The sequence below is a fragment of the Streptomyces sp. NPDC002790 genome (assembly GCF_040295505.1).
Lineage (GTDB): Bacteria > Actinomycetota > Actinomycetes > Streptomycetales > Streptomycetaceae > Streptomyces.
The window spans coordinates 133,535-146,898 of sequence record NZ_JBEOVM010000006.1 but is presented as its reverse complement, the minus strand read 5'-3'; the positions used below and the strand labels follow the sequence as shown (position 1 = coordinate 146,898).

Genomic DNA, 13,364 nt, shown 5'->3' with positions numbered 1-13,364 from the left:
GGATGCTATGGCCCAGGGCCTAGTAGGGCTCGCGCTCTCCCTGGTCGAGGCGGAACGGCGGGTACGTGTCCGTCATCAGCCCGCCGTACGCGGCCACGCGCGCCGCCCAGCGGTGCAGGCCGATGTTGAGGTCGTACATGCCGCGCGGGTACGTACCGGTGAACAGGACGGCGACGGCGGCGTAGAACGTGAGCACACCCGCGACGCCGCCCGTCGTGCCGGAGCCGCCCACGAGCAGCGACACGATCAGCCACTGCGGCAGCACCAGCAGCCACCACTTGACCAGGACCAGGCCACGCGAGAGCCGCTCGGGGTAGGCGACGTCGAGGCGGGCCGGGTAGTCGGGCGCGGGGCCGAGGGTGAACGGCGGGTAGCGGTCGGTGCCGAGGGTTCCGTACGAGTAGTAGCCGACGCGCCAGGCCCAGCGCAGCACGCCGACGTTGAAGTCGAAGAGGAGCCGCGGGTAGCGGGCCGTGAACAGGATCGCGAACAGGGCGACGAGGGTGGCGAGGCCCGAGCCCACGAACAGCAGGGCGAGGACGAGGTAGTGCGGCAGCGCGAGCAGCCACTTCACCAGCCACAGCCAGCGGGAGACGGCGGGATCGTAATCGGCTTCCAGAGTGACCGGGCTCGCGGGCTGCGCGGTCGCTACGAGGGTCTCGTTATCGGCCATATGCCTCGTGTACGGCGGTTCCGGCCCACCCGCAAGAAGACGAACACTCTCCGTTTCGACACCTCAAGCCCCTGCGGCGCTTGAGCAGACTTTCCAGCCCCGCCGCCGATACACCAAGCCCCTGCGGCGATTGAGCAGGCTTTTCCAGCCCCGCCGGCGTTTGAGGCGCGGGGTCCGGGGCGGAGCCCCGTGACGTGGGCACCCGACGAGCTTCACGACCGGTACTCCTGCGGACTCACCCCGTACTCCCGCTTGAACGCCGCGGACAGCGCAAACGCACTGCCGTACCCGACCCGCCGCGCAATCGCCGCAACCGTCGCCCCACCCTCACGCAACAGATCCGCGGCGAGCGCGAGGCGCCAGCCCGTGAGGTACGCCATCGGGGGCTCACCCACGAGTTCCGTGAAGCGGCGCGCGAGCGCGGCCCGCGAGACCCCGGCCCGTTCCGCGAGCCCGACGACCGTCCACGGGTGGGCGGGATCGTTCTGGATCAGGCGCAGCGCGCTGCCCACGACCGGGTCGCCCATCGCCCGGTACCACGCGGGCGCATCGGCCTCGGGCCGGGAGAACCAGGCGCGCAACGAGGCGATGAGCAGCAGGTCGAGGAGGCGGTCGAGGACGACGTCCTGGCCCGGCTCGTCGCGCACGATCTCCTCGGCGAGCAGCGGGGTGAACGGGCACCGCCACACGTCGGTGGGCAGGACGAGGAGGTCCGGTAGCGCGTCGAGAAGACGCCCCGTCAGCTCGCCGCGCAGCTGGTACGTGCCGATGAGCATCTTCGCCGGGGCGTCGGGGCCCTCACCCCACTCCCGTACGCCGAAATCCTTGTAGCGGCCGATGTTTGCCGGCCCCAGCGGGCGACACTCCTGACCGGGGCCGATCTCGGCGCGCGGCTCGGTGGCCGGGTCGTCGCAGCAGACGTACGGGGCCGGGCCGCGGGCGACGGCGATGTCGCCGGGGCGGATGTGGCGGGGCTTGCCGTCGTCGCCCTCCGGCACGATCCACGCCTCGCCCTCCACCACGATCATCACGGAGAGCGGCGCCTCGTCGGCGATCCGCACGGCCCACGGCGGCTCGAAGCAGGCCCGGATCATGAAGGCCCCGCGCGCCCTCGGCCCTTCGAGGAGCCCTGCGAGTACGTCCATGGGGGCAGCGTAGACGGACGCGTATGGCGGTGAGCGGCTCGGCGATGTCGGTGGGCGGCGCACGGCAGTTGAGTGGATGCATGACACAGACCGAGCGCAACACACAGACGGAGCGGAACACACGGACGGTGCTGGTGACCGGGGCCACCGGTCGTACGGGGCGCCGGGTCGCCGACGCGGCGCGCGCCGCCGGGCTGAGCGTGCGGGCGGCCTCCCGGTCGGGCGCGGTGCGGTTCGACTGGGAGGAGCCAGGCACCTGGGACGAGGCGCTGCGCGGCGCCGACGGAGCGTATCTGGCGTTCCCCACGGACATCGGGGCGCCGGACGCCGCGGACCTGGTGGGCACGCTGGCGCGGCGGGCGGTGGAGCTCGGAGTGCAGCGGCTCGTGCTGCTGTCGGCGCGCGGCGAGGACCAGGCGCTGCCCGCCGAGGAGGCGCTGCGGGGGGCGGGGGCGCGGTGGACCGTGCTGCGGTGCGCCTGGTTCCAGCAGAACTTCAGCGAGGGGCCGCTCGCGGACCAGGTGCGCGGCGGGGAACTGGCGTTCGCCGCACCGGAGGAGTTGCGCGAGCCGTTCATCGACGCGAGGGACATCGCGGAGGTCGCGGTGGCGGTGCTGCGCGAGCCGTCGGAGCGGTACGCGGGCGAGGTCCTGGATCTCACCGGGCCCGCGCTGCTGACGTGGGGCGAGGCGCTCGCGGCCGTCGCGGCGGCCACTGGGACCGAGAAGCGCTATGTCCCGGTCCCTGTGCGGGAGTACGGGACCGCGCTGGGCGGGTTCGGGGTGCCGGAGGAGGAAGTGGCGTTCCTGGTGGACCTGTTCGGGACGCTCCTGGACGGGCGGAACGCCTCGGTCACCGGTGACGTGCGGCGGGTGCTCGGGCGCGGGCCGGGCACGTTCCGGGAGTTCGCGGAGCGGGAGGCGGCGGCCGGCGCCTGGAAGTAGCCGGGGCCGACGGGGCGACCGGGCCGGCGGGCCCCGGTCAGTCCTCCTCGTCCGTCGATCCGTCACCGTTCTTGCGGGCGTGGGTGCGCAGGCGGGACGTGACGTCCTCCGGGGGCAGGAACTTCGACCAGCGCTCCGGGAACTCGGACGGCATGCCGGGGTCGTCGCCGTCCTCCAACTCCTCGTCGTCGTCCGGGTGGTCGAGGGCGGCCGCCCGTGCCAGCTGTTCGGCGGCGGCCGCGGTGCGGACGCGCTCGTTCGCGGCGCGCGCCGCGCCCGTCGCGACCGAAGGCCACACCCGGTCGATCGCGGCGTTCACCGCGGCGCCGACGAGCACCGCGAACGCCGAGACGCCGATCCACAGCAGCACGGCGACCGGCGCGGCGAGGGAGCCGTAAATGGTCGGGCCCTCAATGGTGTTGGTGAGGTAGAGGCGCAGCAGGAAGCTGCCGGGGATCCACATCGCGAGCGCCACGAGGGCGCCCGGCACGTCCTCGATCCACGGCGAACGCACCGGCACGGACACGTGGTACAGCGTCGTGAGGAACGCGATGGACAGGACGAGGACCACGGGCCAGTAGAAGATCTCCACGAGCGACTGGGACCAGGGCACGAGGCCGATCACCGCGTCCGGGCCCGCGATCATCAGCGGCAGCGCTATCGCGCCGACGACGAGCCCCACCAGGAAGAGCAGGAAGGCGAGCAGCCGCGTCTTCACGATGCCGCGTACGCCGTCGAGGCCGTACATCACGGTCACCGTGTCCACGAACGTCGACACCGCGCGCGAGCCCGACCACAGCGAGAGCAGGAAGCCGATGGAGATGACGTCGGGCCTGCCGCCCTTGATGACGTCGTCCAGGATCGGTTCTGCGATCTCCTTCACGCCCTGGTCGGTGAGGACCGTGCGGGAGGCCTCCAGGATGTTGTCGCGGACACCCGCGATGGTGTCGGCGCCGGTCCACGTGTCGACGTACGCGAGCAGTCCCACCATGGACAGCAGCAGCGGCGGGACCGACAGGAGGGTGAAGAACGCCGCCTCGGCCGCGAGGCCCAGGATGCGGTACTCCATGCACGAGTTGACGGTGTCCTTGAGGAGCAGCCAGGCCGTCTTCCGTTTCGAGACGTTGTGATAGAGGACACGCGCCCGGTGAAGACGTCCGGACGGCGTTTCGGGGGATCCGCTTGCTGGCTGCACCCCTCAACGGTATCCGCCGGGAGGGACGGCGTCCGACGTCAGGCCCGGCCTGTGGTGGGGTTTGCGGTGGCGCGGGTAGGTTCGGCAGACATGGCAGGCAGCACGCATACCGTCACCAACCAGGTTCCTCCGCTCGTCGGATACGACGTGTTCTCCGCGGACCGGGCCCTCACGCAGGGTCTGACGCGGCATCTGGACCCGGGACTTCTGGACGAGACCCTCGCGGACCTCACACTTCTCGGTCGCACCGCCGGGTCGGCGCAGGCCCAGGAGTGGGGCAGGATCGCGAACGAGAACCCACCGCGCCTTCGCACCCACGACCGGTACGGCCACCGGATCGACGAGGTGGAGTTCCATCCGGCGTGGCACCGGCTCCTGGGCAAGGGCGTGTCGGCGGGGCTGACGTCGGCGTGGACGCGGCCGGGCGGTCATCTGCGGCGCGCCGCCGCGTTCCTGGTGTGGTCCCAGGTGGAGGCGGGGCACCTGTGCCCACTGTCGATGACGCACGCGGCGGTGCCGGCGCTGCGCGCGGAGCCGGAGCTCGCCGCCGCGTGGGAGCCCCTGCTGACGTCCACGGTCTACGACTCCGGGCTGCGCCCCGCGGGGCAGAAGGCCGGGGCGCTCTTCGGCATGGCGATGACGGAGAAGCAGGGCGGCAGCGACGTACGGGCCAATACGACGCGGGCCCTACCGCTGTCCGAGGCCGGGACGTACGCGCTCACCGGCCACAAGTGGTTCTGCAGCGCGCCGATGTCGGACGGTTTCCTGGTCCTGGCTCAGGCCGGTGCGGGGCTCACCTGTTTCCTCGTGCCGCGCGTCCTCGGGGACGGGACACGCAACGCGTTCGCCCTCCAGCGTCTGAAGGACAAGCTGGGCAACCGGTCCAACGCGTCGGCCGAGGTCGAGTTCGACGGGACGTGGGCGCGCCGGGTCGGCGAGGAGGGGCGCGGGGTGCGCACCATCATCGAGATGGTGTCGGCGACCCGGCTCGACTGCGTGCTCGGCTCCGCGGCCCTGATGCGGCAGGCCGTGGCGCAGGCGACCCACCACTGCGCGCACCGCGAGGCGTTCGGCGCGAAGCTGGCCGACCAGCCGCTGATGAGCAACGTCACGGCGGATCTGGCGCTGGAGTCGGAGGCCGCGACGACGCTCGCGCTACGGCTCGCGGCGGCGTACGACGACGGGGGCGAGCAGGAGCGGGCCTTCCTGCGGATCGCGGTGCCCGCGGCCAAGTACTGGGTGACGAAGCGCTGTACGCCGCTGGTGACGGAGGCCCTCGAATGCCTCGGCGGCAACGGGTACGTGGAGGAATCCGGCATGCCGAGGCTGCTGCGCGAGTCACCGCTGAACTCGATCTGGGAAGGCGCGGGGAACGTGCAGGCCCTGGACGTCCTGCGGGCGTTGCAGCGGGAGCCGCAGGCGCTCAACGCGTTCCTGATCGAGGTCGGCAAGGCGCGCGGCGCGGATCACCGGCTCGACGCGGCGGTGAAGGGTCTGCTGACCGAACTCGGCGACCTGGACGGCATCGAGGCGCGGGCGCGGCGGATCGTGGAGCGGATCGCGCTGGTGCTGCAGGGCTCGCTGCTCGCGCGGTACGGACCCGACGACGTGTCGGACGCGTTCTGCGCGGCGCGGTTCGGGGGCGACAGGGGCGCGGGGTTCGGAACGCTGCCGCACACGCTGGACCTGGCGGCGCTGACGGAGCGGGCGCGTCCGCAGGTGTGACCGCCCGGCACTGACGCGGGGATGGTGCTGCGCCGACACGGCACCATCCCCGCTCATCAGAACCCCTGAAGGAGCTCGAACGCCGCATCGCTGCGGCGTTGCTCCCATCTTCAAACTCCGCACGGATGTTCACCAGGGTTGCAGGGGGTTGCAACGTTCCTCGGGAAGGCCCACGCCTGTGCGGTTTCTCAGTGCAGGATGGACGCAACTCCCCCAAACCGAGGTTCTCCCCATGAACAAGGACTCGACGATCGACCTCGCACGGTTGTCCGCCATGGATGTGGCGCACTCGTCCCGCCTCCTCAAGGGGGTGCGCGACGCCACGCTCTCGGGGCTGCGGCCGCGGATGCGTCCGCGACCGGTGATCGGCGACTCCTGGCAGCGGATGCTGCGGGACGGCGTCGACCCCGACCACGACGTCCGGTTGGGCCTGCTCACCACGGAGGAGCTGGAGTCGAAGCGGCAGGCTTCGCCGCTCCTCCCACTCCTGCCGATGCTGCGCGAGGCGCTGGTGACGGTGGCCGACGCGGCGCAGCACATCATGGTGATCAGCGACGCCGAGGGCCGGATCCTGTGGCGCGAGGGGCACCCCGGTGTGCTGCGCATGGCCGACAGACTGGGCTTCCAACTGGGCGCGCACTGGGCGGAGGACGTCGTCGGCACGAACGGGATCGGGACGCCGCTGGTGGCCCGCCGTCCCGTGCAGGTCTTCTCCGCCGAGCACTTCGTGCAGTCGCAGCACCCGTGGATCTGCACGGGCGCCCCAGTGACGGATCCGCGCGACGGCCGGGTCCTCGGGGTCGTGGACGTCAGCGGGCCGATGGACACGCTGCATCCGGCGACGCTGTCGTGGGTGCACTCGGTGGCGCAGCTCGCCGAGGCCCGGCTGCGCGAACAGTTGCTGGGGAGCCTGGAGCGGCTGCGTTCGGTCGCCGCGCCGGTCCTCTCGCGGATGAACGGGCGGGCGCTCGCGGTCGACCGGTTCGGCTGGACGGCGGCGGTCACCGGGATGCCGCCGGTGGACCGGGTGGCGCTCCCCAAGTCCCTTGCGGAGGGCGGCTGCTGGGTCCCGGCGCTCGGGTCCTGCGGAGTGACACCGCTGCCCGGGGGCTGGCTCCTGATGCTGGACGAGGAGCCCCGGCCGCTCGACTCGACCCATATCGCGCTCGACGTGTCCCGCCCGCGCCGCTGGTCCCTCGAGGTGTCCGGGGCCGCGGCCACCTGGACCCACGAACTGAGCCCGCGGCACGCCGAGTTGCTCCTCGTCCTGGCGCTGCACCCGGCGGGACGCAGCGCCTCCGCGCTGGCCGACGACCTGTTCGGCGACGGGACCCGTACGGTGACGGTGCGCGCCGAGATGTCCCGCGTCCGCCGCTACCTCGGCGCCCTCCTCGCCCACCGCCCCTACCGCTTCGCGGACGACGCGACCGTGGACGTCCTCCTCCCGGACGACTCACGGGACCTCCTCCCGCACTCGGTCGCCCCGGCGGTGGCGGCGGCCCGGACCTGTTCGAGCCCCGCACATTGAACGAGAGCCCCGTGGGTGCGGCGGCGGCAGGTTCGGTACGCTCCGGCGCCATGTCCTTGTTCGAACGCATCCCGCGCATCAGACCCAGGGCGAAACGGCGCTACCGCACGCCCCTCACGCTGCACCAGCTCTGGATGGTGTCCCTGAGCGCACCCGTGCGCCCGGACAAGGACGCCTCCCGCACCACGCTCTACCCGTTCACCCGCCTCGACGACGACAAGGCGCGGCGCCGGCTGGCCGGGCAGTGGGAGTCCGGCACGCGGGACGAGCTGCTCGCGCGGCTCGGCGCGCTGGCGCGGTCGGGCTTTCGGGAGCAGGCCCGCGCCCGGCTCGGCGTGGAGCCGCTGGCCTGGGACATCGCCCTGTACGCGGACATCGCGCGGTGCGGCTTCGCCGCCGGGCTGCTCTCCGAGGCGGACGCGTGGAACCTGCTGAAGAACGTGGTGCCGCGGGTCGCGGGCACGTACAACACGTGGCAGGAGTACGCCGACCACTACCTCCTCGGCCTCTCGGTCTGGCGCGAAGGCGCACGGGGGACGGCCTCCGAGTCGCTGCTCGCCCCGCAGGACGTCGCGGACGCGCACGTGAAGTCGCTGCTCGACCCGGCGAACCGCAAGAGCCCGTGGCTCCGGGCGCCGCTGGACGTCATCCGCCGCCCCGACCTGCGGCCCGAGTAAGCTGACGCACCCTCGTACAGGATCGAGCGGAGGGAATGCCGTGGTGGGCGTGGGTGGACGGGCCGAGGAAGCCGACGAAGGGGCCGCACCGTCGGACCTGCGGCGTCTCGCGGTGGAGCTGCGCCGCCTCAACGGAGAGCTCACGCGGGTGGTGCACGGCTTCGCCACCGGCCAGGACCTGCACCCCACGGACGTACAGGCGCTCGCCGTCGTCCTGGACTCCACGGAACCCGTCACCCCGAGCGTGCTGCGCCGCCGTCTCGGGCTGACGTCCGGCGCGGTGAGTGCCTGCGTGGACCGGCTCGAACGCGCGGGCCATCTGCGGCGGGTGCGGGAGAGCCGGGACCGGCGGGTGGTGCACCTGCAGTACGTGCCGGGGGCGCAGGCGCGGGCACGCAAGTACTTCGGGCCGCTCGCGGAGGCCACCGACCGGGTGCGCGGCGACTTCAGCGCGGGGGAACTGGACGTGGTGGTGCGGTTCCTGGGATCGCTCAATCACGAGCTCGCCGCCGTGGAGAGCCCCCGCACTTAGGGCCCCTTTCGCGGCCGACCGCATCCGCGAGGCCGGGCGAGGCGGAAGATACGGCGTATGCCACCATCCCAGTTAACTCAATCATCGAGATACTTTCTGATTGAGGTTGTCAGGCCGCCTTCCTTGGGAGAACCATGCCCCGCACCCACCGACGCGCCCGCTGGCTCGTGCCGATCGTCCTGCTCTTCGGCTGGCTCGCCATCGGCGGCATGTTCGGTCCGTACGCCGGAAAGCTCGGCGAGGTCGCCACGAACGACCAGGCGGCCTTCCTGCCGCAGGGTGCGGAGTCCACCCAAGTGATCGACGCGCAGCGCGCCTTCAGCGAGGACGAGACGCTCCCGGCGATCGTCTTGTGGACCGCCGACGGCGGCGGCCGCATAGCCGATGACCAACAGGCCGCCGCCACCCGCGCGTTGGCCGCGCTGAAGGGCGAGCCCGGCATCGTGGGGCAGGTGTCGCCCGCCGTGCCGTCGGACGACCGCGAGGCCCTCCAGGGGGTCGTGCAGCTCCGCCCCGACCTGGGGCACGAACTCGCCCCGACGCTCGACGAGATCGACTCCGCGGCGTCGAAGGTGCCGGGTACGACGGTCGCCGTCGCGGGCCCCGCGGCGAGCCAGGCCGACCTGACCGGCGCCTTCGCCGGGATCGACGGGCTGCTCCTGTCGGTCGCGCTGGTGGCGGTCCTGGTGATCCTGATCCTGGTCTACCGCAGCGTGCTGCTCCCCTTCGTGATCATCATCGGGGCGGTGCTCGCCCTGGGCACCGCCTGCGCCGTCGTCTACGCCCTCGCCGACCACGACGTCGTACGGGTCGACGGACAGGTGCAGGGCATCCTGTCGATCCTCGTCATCGGCGCCGCGACCGACTACGCGCTGCTGCTCACCGCCCGTTACCGCGAGGAACTCGCCACGGGCGCCCACCGGTTCACCGCGATGCGGGCCGCGCTGCGCCGCTCCTCCGGGGCCATCGTGGCCAGCGCCGCCACGGTCGCCCTCGGCCTGCTCGCCCTGCTGCTGAGCGACCTCACCAACAACCGGGCGCTCGGCCCGGTCGGCGCCATCGGCATCGTCTGCGCCGTCCTGAGCACCCTCACGTTCCTCCCGGCCGCCCTGGTGCTGCTCGGCGGCGCCGCGTACTGGCCCGCGAAGGTGCGGACCGACGACGGGTCGGGCGCGGGGCACGGTGTGTGGCGGCGCGTCGCGCGGGCGGTGGAGCGGGCGCCGCGCAAGATCTGGGCGATCGCCCTCGTCGGGCTGCTGGCGTGCGCGGCCTTCGCTCCCACCCTCGACTCCAAGGGCGTGCCGCTCGACGAGATCTTCGTCAACGACGCGCCCTCGGTCGCCGCGCAGGCGACGCTGGCCGAGCACTTCCCCGGCGGCTCCGGGAACCCGGCCGTGGTGATCGCGGACGCGGGGCAGCGGGACGCGGTCGTCTCGCGGGCCGAGAAGGTCGACGGCGTCGCGAGCGCGGCGGTCCTCACCGAGCAGGGCCGGCCGGGCGGCGGTCCCGCCCGCGTCGTGGACGGCAGGATCCGCGTCGACGTGACGCTGAAGGACCCGGCCGACAGCGACGCGGCCAAGGAGGCGATCGGCCGACTCCGTACGGCGCTGCACTCCATCGACGGCGCCGACGTCCTGGTCGGCGGCTACACCGCGCAGCAGTACGACACCCAGCACACCGCCGAACGCGACCGCACGCTGATCGTTCCCGTGGTCCTCGCCATCATCCTGGTGATCCTCATCGGGCTGCTGCGGTCCCTGATGATGCCGCTGATCCTGGTGGCGACGGTGGCCCTCAACTTCGTTGCGACGCTGGGCATTTCGGCGCTCGTCTTTGAGCACGTGTTCGGCTTCAGCGGCACCGACGCGTCCGTGCCGCTGTACGGGTTCGTGTTCCTGGTCGCGCTCGGCGTGGACTACAACATCTTCCTGATGTCGCGAGCCCGTGAGGAGTCCCTGAAGCACGGGGCGCGGGACGGGATCCTGCGGGCGCTCGTCGCGACGGGCGGCGTGATCACGTCGGCCGGTGTCGTGCTGGCCGCGACGTTCGCCGCGCTCGGCGTGATCCCGCTCGCCTTCCTGGTGCAGATCGCGTTCATCGTGGCCTTCGGCGTCCTGCTCGACACCCTGGTCGTCCGCTCGCTGCTCGTCCCCGCGCTGGTCAGGGACATCGGCCCGAGGTCCTGGTGGCCCGGGCGCCTCGGCCGTCGCACGGACCGACGCACGGACCGACGCACGGACTGATCCGCGCGGGACCTTCCCGCATCCTGAACACCCTTGGCCACAGCGCGTCGGCCGTGATCCGATGAGCCGCATGAGCAGCAGCAACACCCTCACCGTCACCACGTGGTCGCTGGAGCAGACCGCTCCCGGCGACCTGCGCCCTGCGACCCCACCGGAGGGCGACGACGTGCGCGTCGTGCGCGCCGAGATCCCCTCCCCGGAGTTCAGCCGCTTCCTGTACGCGTCCGTGGGCAGCGACATCCGCTGGCTGGACCGGCTCGGCTGGACCTACGCGCAGTGGCAGGAGCAGCTGTCGCGTCCGGGTGGCGAGACCTGGGTCGCGTACGAGAAGGGCACGCCCGCCGGGTACGTGGAGCTGGACGCGCAGGACGACGGCGTCGTGGAGGTCGTCTATTTCGGCCTGATCCCGGCGTTCCGCGGGCGGCGGATCGGCGGCCACCTCCTCTCGTACGCGGTCGCGCGCGCGTGGGACCTGGCCGAACGGTGGCCGGACCGGGCGCCCACGAAGCGGGTGTGGCTGCACACGTGCAGCAAGGACGGTGAGCACGCGATGGCGAACTATCAGCGGCGCGGTTTCAAGCTGTTCCACACGGCGACCGAGGAGGAGCAGGACCTTCCGACCGCGGGCCCGTGGCCGGGGGCTTTTCCCGCCGCCTGAGTGTGTCCCGCCTGCCGTCGAGCCCCTTCGTGCCACTGTGACCGGCGCCACCATTGTCCGCGATTCGAGACGATCTCGTCCGGATCGCGGACAATGGTGGACCGGGCCCAAAGTCCCGTGACACGCTTTCGTCATGTCTACAGCTGGAACCGCCTTGGTGAGTCGACGTCACGTCGACTTCGGACGCATGTCCAGCGCCATCTGTCCGGCGCGCTGATCTCTCCAGCCCCGCCGATCTCTCGTCACATCTGACCCCCTGCGCACCGCCGCGCCCATCGCGCGAAGTGTGCAGGTCAGAGCCGCCTTAAGCCCGCCTGAAGGACACACATCCATGGCTGCTACCCCAGAAACACCTGTCTCCGCCACGCCCCGCCGTAAGGTGAGCCGTCACCGTGGCGAGGGTCAGTGGGCCGTGGGCCACTTCACTCCGCTCAACGGCAACGAGCAGTTCAAGAAGGACGACGACGGTCTCAATGTACGGACACGTATTGAGACGGTCTACTCCAAGCGCGGTTTCGACTCCATCGACCCCCAGGACCTGCGCGGACGCATGCGCTGGTGGGGTCTCTACACCCAGCGCAGGCCCGGCATCGACGGCGGCAAGACGGCCGTCCTGGAGCCGGAGGAGCTGGACGACGAGTACTTCATGCTGCGGGTCCGCGTGGACGGCGGCCGGCTGAGCGTCGCGCAGCTGCGCGCGATCGGCGAGGTCTCCGAGCAGTACGCGCGCGGCACCGCCGACATCACCGACCGGCAGAACATCCAGCTGCACTGGATCCGCATCGAGGACGTTCCGGCGATCTGGGAGAAGCTGGAGGCCGTGGGCCTGTCCACGACCGAGGCGTGCGGCGACTGCCCCCGAGTGATCATCGGCTCCCCGGTGGCCGGTATCGCCGCCGACGAGATCATCGACGGCACGCCCGCCGTGGACGAGATCCACGACCGCTACATCGGCAACAAGGAATTCTCCAACCTGCCGCGCAAGTTCAAGACGGCGATCTCGGGCTCCCCTGTCCAGGATGTGGTCCACGAGATCAACGACGTGGCCTTCGTGGGGGTGAACCACCCCGAGCACGGCCCTGGCTTCGACCTCTGGGTCGGCGGCGGCCTGTCCACCAACCCCAAGCTCGCGCAGCGCCTCGGCGCGTGGGTGCCGCTGGACGAGGTCTCCGACGTCTGGGCCGGCGTGGTCGGCATCTTCCGCGACTACGGCTACCGGCGCCTGCGCACCCGCGCCCGTCTGAAGTTCCTGATGGCCGACTGGGGTCCGGAGAAGTTCCGCCAGATCCTCGAGGACGAGTACCTGAAGCGGAAGCTCGTGGACGGGCCCGCACCCGAGGAGCCCTCGCAGAAGTGGCGCGACCACATCGGCGTCCACCAGCAGCAGGACGGCCGCTTCTACGTCGGGTTCGCGCCGCGCGTCGGCCGAGTGGACGGCACCACGCTCGCGAAGATCGCCGAACTGGCGGGTGCGCACGGTTCGGACCGTCTGCGCACCACCGTCGAGCAGAAGATGATCGTCCTCGACGTCGCCGAGAACCAGGTCGACTCGCTCGTCGCCGGTCTTGAGGCGCTGGACTTCCAGGTGAAGCCCTCGCCGTTCCGGCGCGGCACGATGGCCTGCACCGGCATCGAGTTCTGCAAGCTCGCGATCGTCGAGACGAAGCAGCGCGGTTCGCAGCTGATCGACGAACTGGAGAAGCGCCTCCCGGAGTTCGACGAGCCGCTGACCATCAACCTCAACGGCTGCCCGAACGCCTGCGCCCGTATCCAGGTCGCGGACATCGGTCTCAAGGGGCAGCTCATGCTCGACGGCAACGGCGAGCAGGTCGAGGGCTACCAGGTGCACCTCGGTGGCGCGCTCGGCCTGGAGGCCGGGTTCGGCCGCAAGGTGCGCGGCCTGAAGGTCACGTCGGACGACCTGCCGGACTACATCGAGCGCGTCCTCAAGAACTACGAGGCCGAGCGCGAGGACGGCGAGCGCTTCGCGACCTGGGCCGCACGTGCATCCGCGGAGGCCCTTTCGTGAGCGCAGCGAGCGAAA

General features: G+C 71.6%; 11 protein-coding genes. 8 read left to right on the top strand and 3 right to left on the bottom strand.

The window, feature by feature from the left end; all coding sequences use genetic code 11:
* Positions 1 to 19 precede the first annotated feature (19 nt).
* Both ABT004_RS06065 and ABT004_RS06060 read right to left on the bottom strand, forming a co-directional pair.
* Positions 20 to 673 (bottom strand): DUF4389 domain-containing protein, encoded by a 654-nt coding sequence (locus ABT004_RS06065; protein WP_351331712.1) that lies wholly within the window; start codon positions 671 to 673, stop codon positions 20 to 22.
* 212 nt (positions 674 to 885) lie between these two features.
* The gene (locus tag ABT004_RS06060; protein ID WP_351331710.1) at positions 886 to 1,818 is read right to left on the bottom strand and encodes an AraC family transcriptional regulator; all 933 of its coding nucleotides are present in this window, start codon (positions 1,816 to 1,818) and stop codon (positions 886 to 888) included.
* An 80-nt stretch (positions 1,819 to 1,898) separates the two neighbouring features.
* Here ABT004_RS06060 and ABT004_RS06055 point away from each other — a divergent pair, with 80 nt between their 5' ends.
* Entirely contained in the window at positions 1,899 to 2,762 is an 864-nt protein-coding gene (locus ABT004_RS06055; protein ID WP_351331708.1) for an NmrA family NAD(P)-binding protein, read from the top strand.
* A 37-nt stretch (positions 2,763 to 2,799) separates the two neighbouring features.
* Here the strand turns inward: ABT004_RS06055 and ABT004_RS06050 are convergent, their stop codons facing one another.
* The gene (locus ABT004_RS06050) at positions 2,800 to 3,957 is read right to left on the bottom strand and encodes a YihY/virulence factor BrkB family protein (protein ID WP_351331706.1); all 1,158 of its coding nucleotides are present in this window, start codon (positions 3,955 to 3,957) and stop codon (positions 2,800 to 2,802) included.
* Between the two features lie 90 nt (positions 3,958 to 4,047).
* On the opposite strand from ABT004_RS06050, the gene ABT004_RS06045 reads away from it, so the two are divergent.
* The 7 genes from ABT004_RS06045 (at position 4,048) to ABT004_RS06015 (ending at position 13,349) form a co-directional block, all read left to right on the top strand.
* Complete coding sequence (locus tag ABT004_RS06045; RefSeq protein WP_351331705.1) at positions 4,048 to 5,682, top strand: acyl-CoA dehydrogenase family protein; 1,635 nt, start codon at positions 4,048 to 4,050, stop codon at positions 5,680 to 5,682.
* Positions 5,683 to 5,914: 232 nt separating this feature from the next.
* The gene (locus tag ABT004_RS06040) at positions 5,915 to 7,210 is read left to right on the top strand and encodes a helix-turn-helix domain-containing protein (RefSeq protein WP_351331703.1); all 1,296 of its coding nucleotides are present in this window, start codon (positions 5,915 to 5,917) and stop codon (positions 7,208 to 7,210) included.
* A gap of 50 nt (positions 7,211 to 7,260) precedes the next feature.
* Positions 7,261 to 7,887 (top strand): DUF1266 domain-containing protein, encoded by a 627-nt coding sequence (locus ABT004_RS06035; protein WP_351331701.1) that lies wholly within the window; start codon positions 7,261 to 7,263, stop codon positions 7,885 to 7,887.
* A 49-nt stretch (positions 7,888 to 7,936) separates the two neighbouring features.
* Positions 7,937 to 8,419 carry a MarR family winged helix-turn-helix transcriptional regulator gene (locus ABT004_RS06030; RefSeq protein ID WP_351331699.1) on the top strand — a complete coding sequence of 161 codons (483 nt, stop codon included), beginning with the start codon at positions 7,937 to 7,939 and terminating at the stop codon, positions 8,417 to 8,419.
* Between the two features lie 134 nt (positions 8,420 to 8,553).
* Positions 8,554 to 10,662, top strand: coding sequence for an MMPL family transporter (locus tag ABT004_RS06025; RefSeq protein ID WP_351331697.1), 2,109 nt, complete (start codon positions 8,554 to 8,556; stop codon positions 10,660 to 10,662).
* Between the two features lie 70 nt (positions 10,663 to 10,732).
* On the top strand, positions 10,733 to 11,320 hold the full coding sequence (locus ABT004_RS06020) for a GNAT family N-acetyltransferase (protein WP_351331695.1): 588 nt from the start codon (positions 10,733 to 10,735) through the stop codon (positions 11,318 to 11,320).
* A 331-nt stretch (positions 11,321 to 11,651) separates the two neighbouring features.
* A complete protein-coding gene (locus tag ABT004_RS06015) occupies positions 11,652 to 13,349 on the top strand; it encodes a nitrite/sulfite reductase (RefSeq protein ID WP_351331693.1) in 1,698 nt (565 codons plus the stop codon).
* Positions 13,350 to 13,364 lie beyond the last annotated feature (15 nt).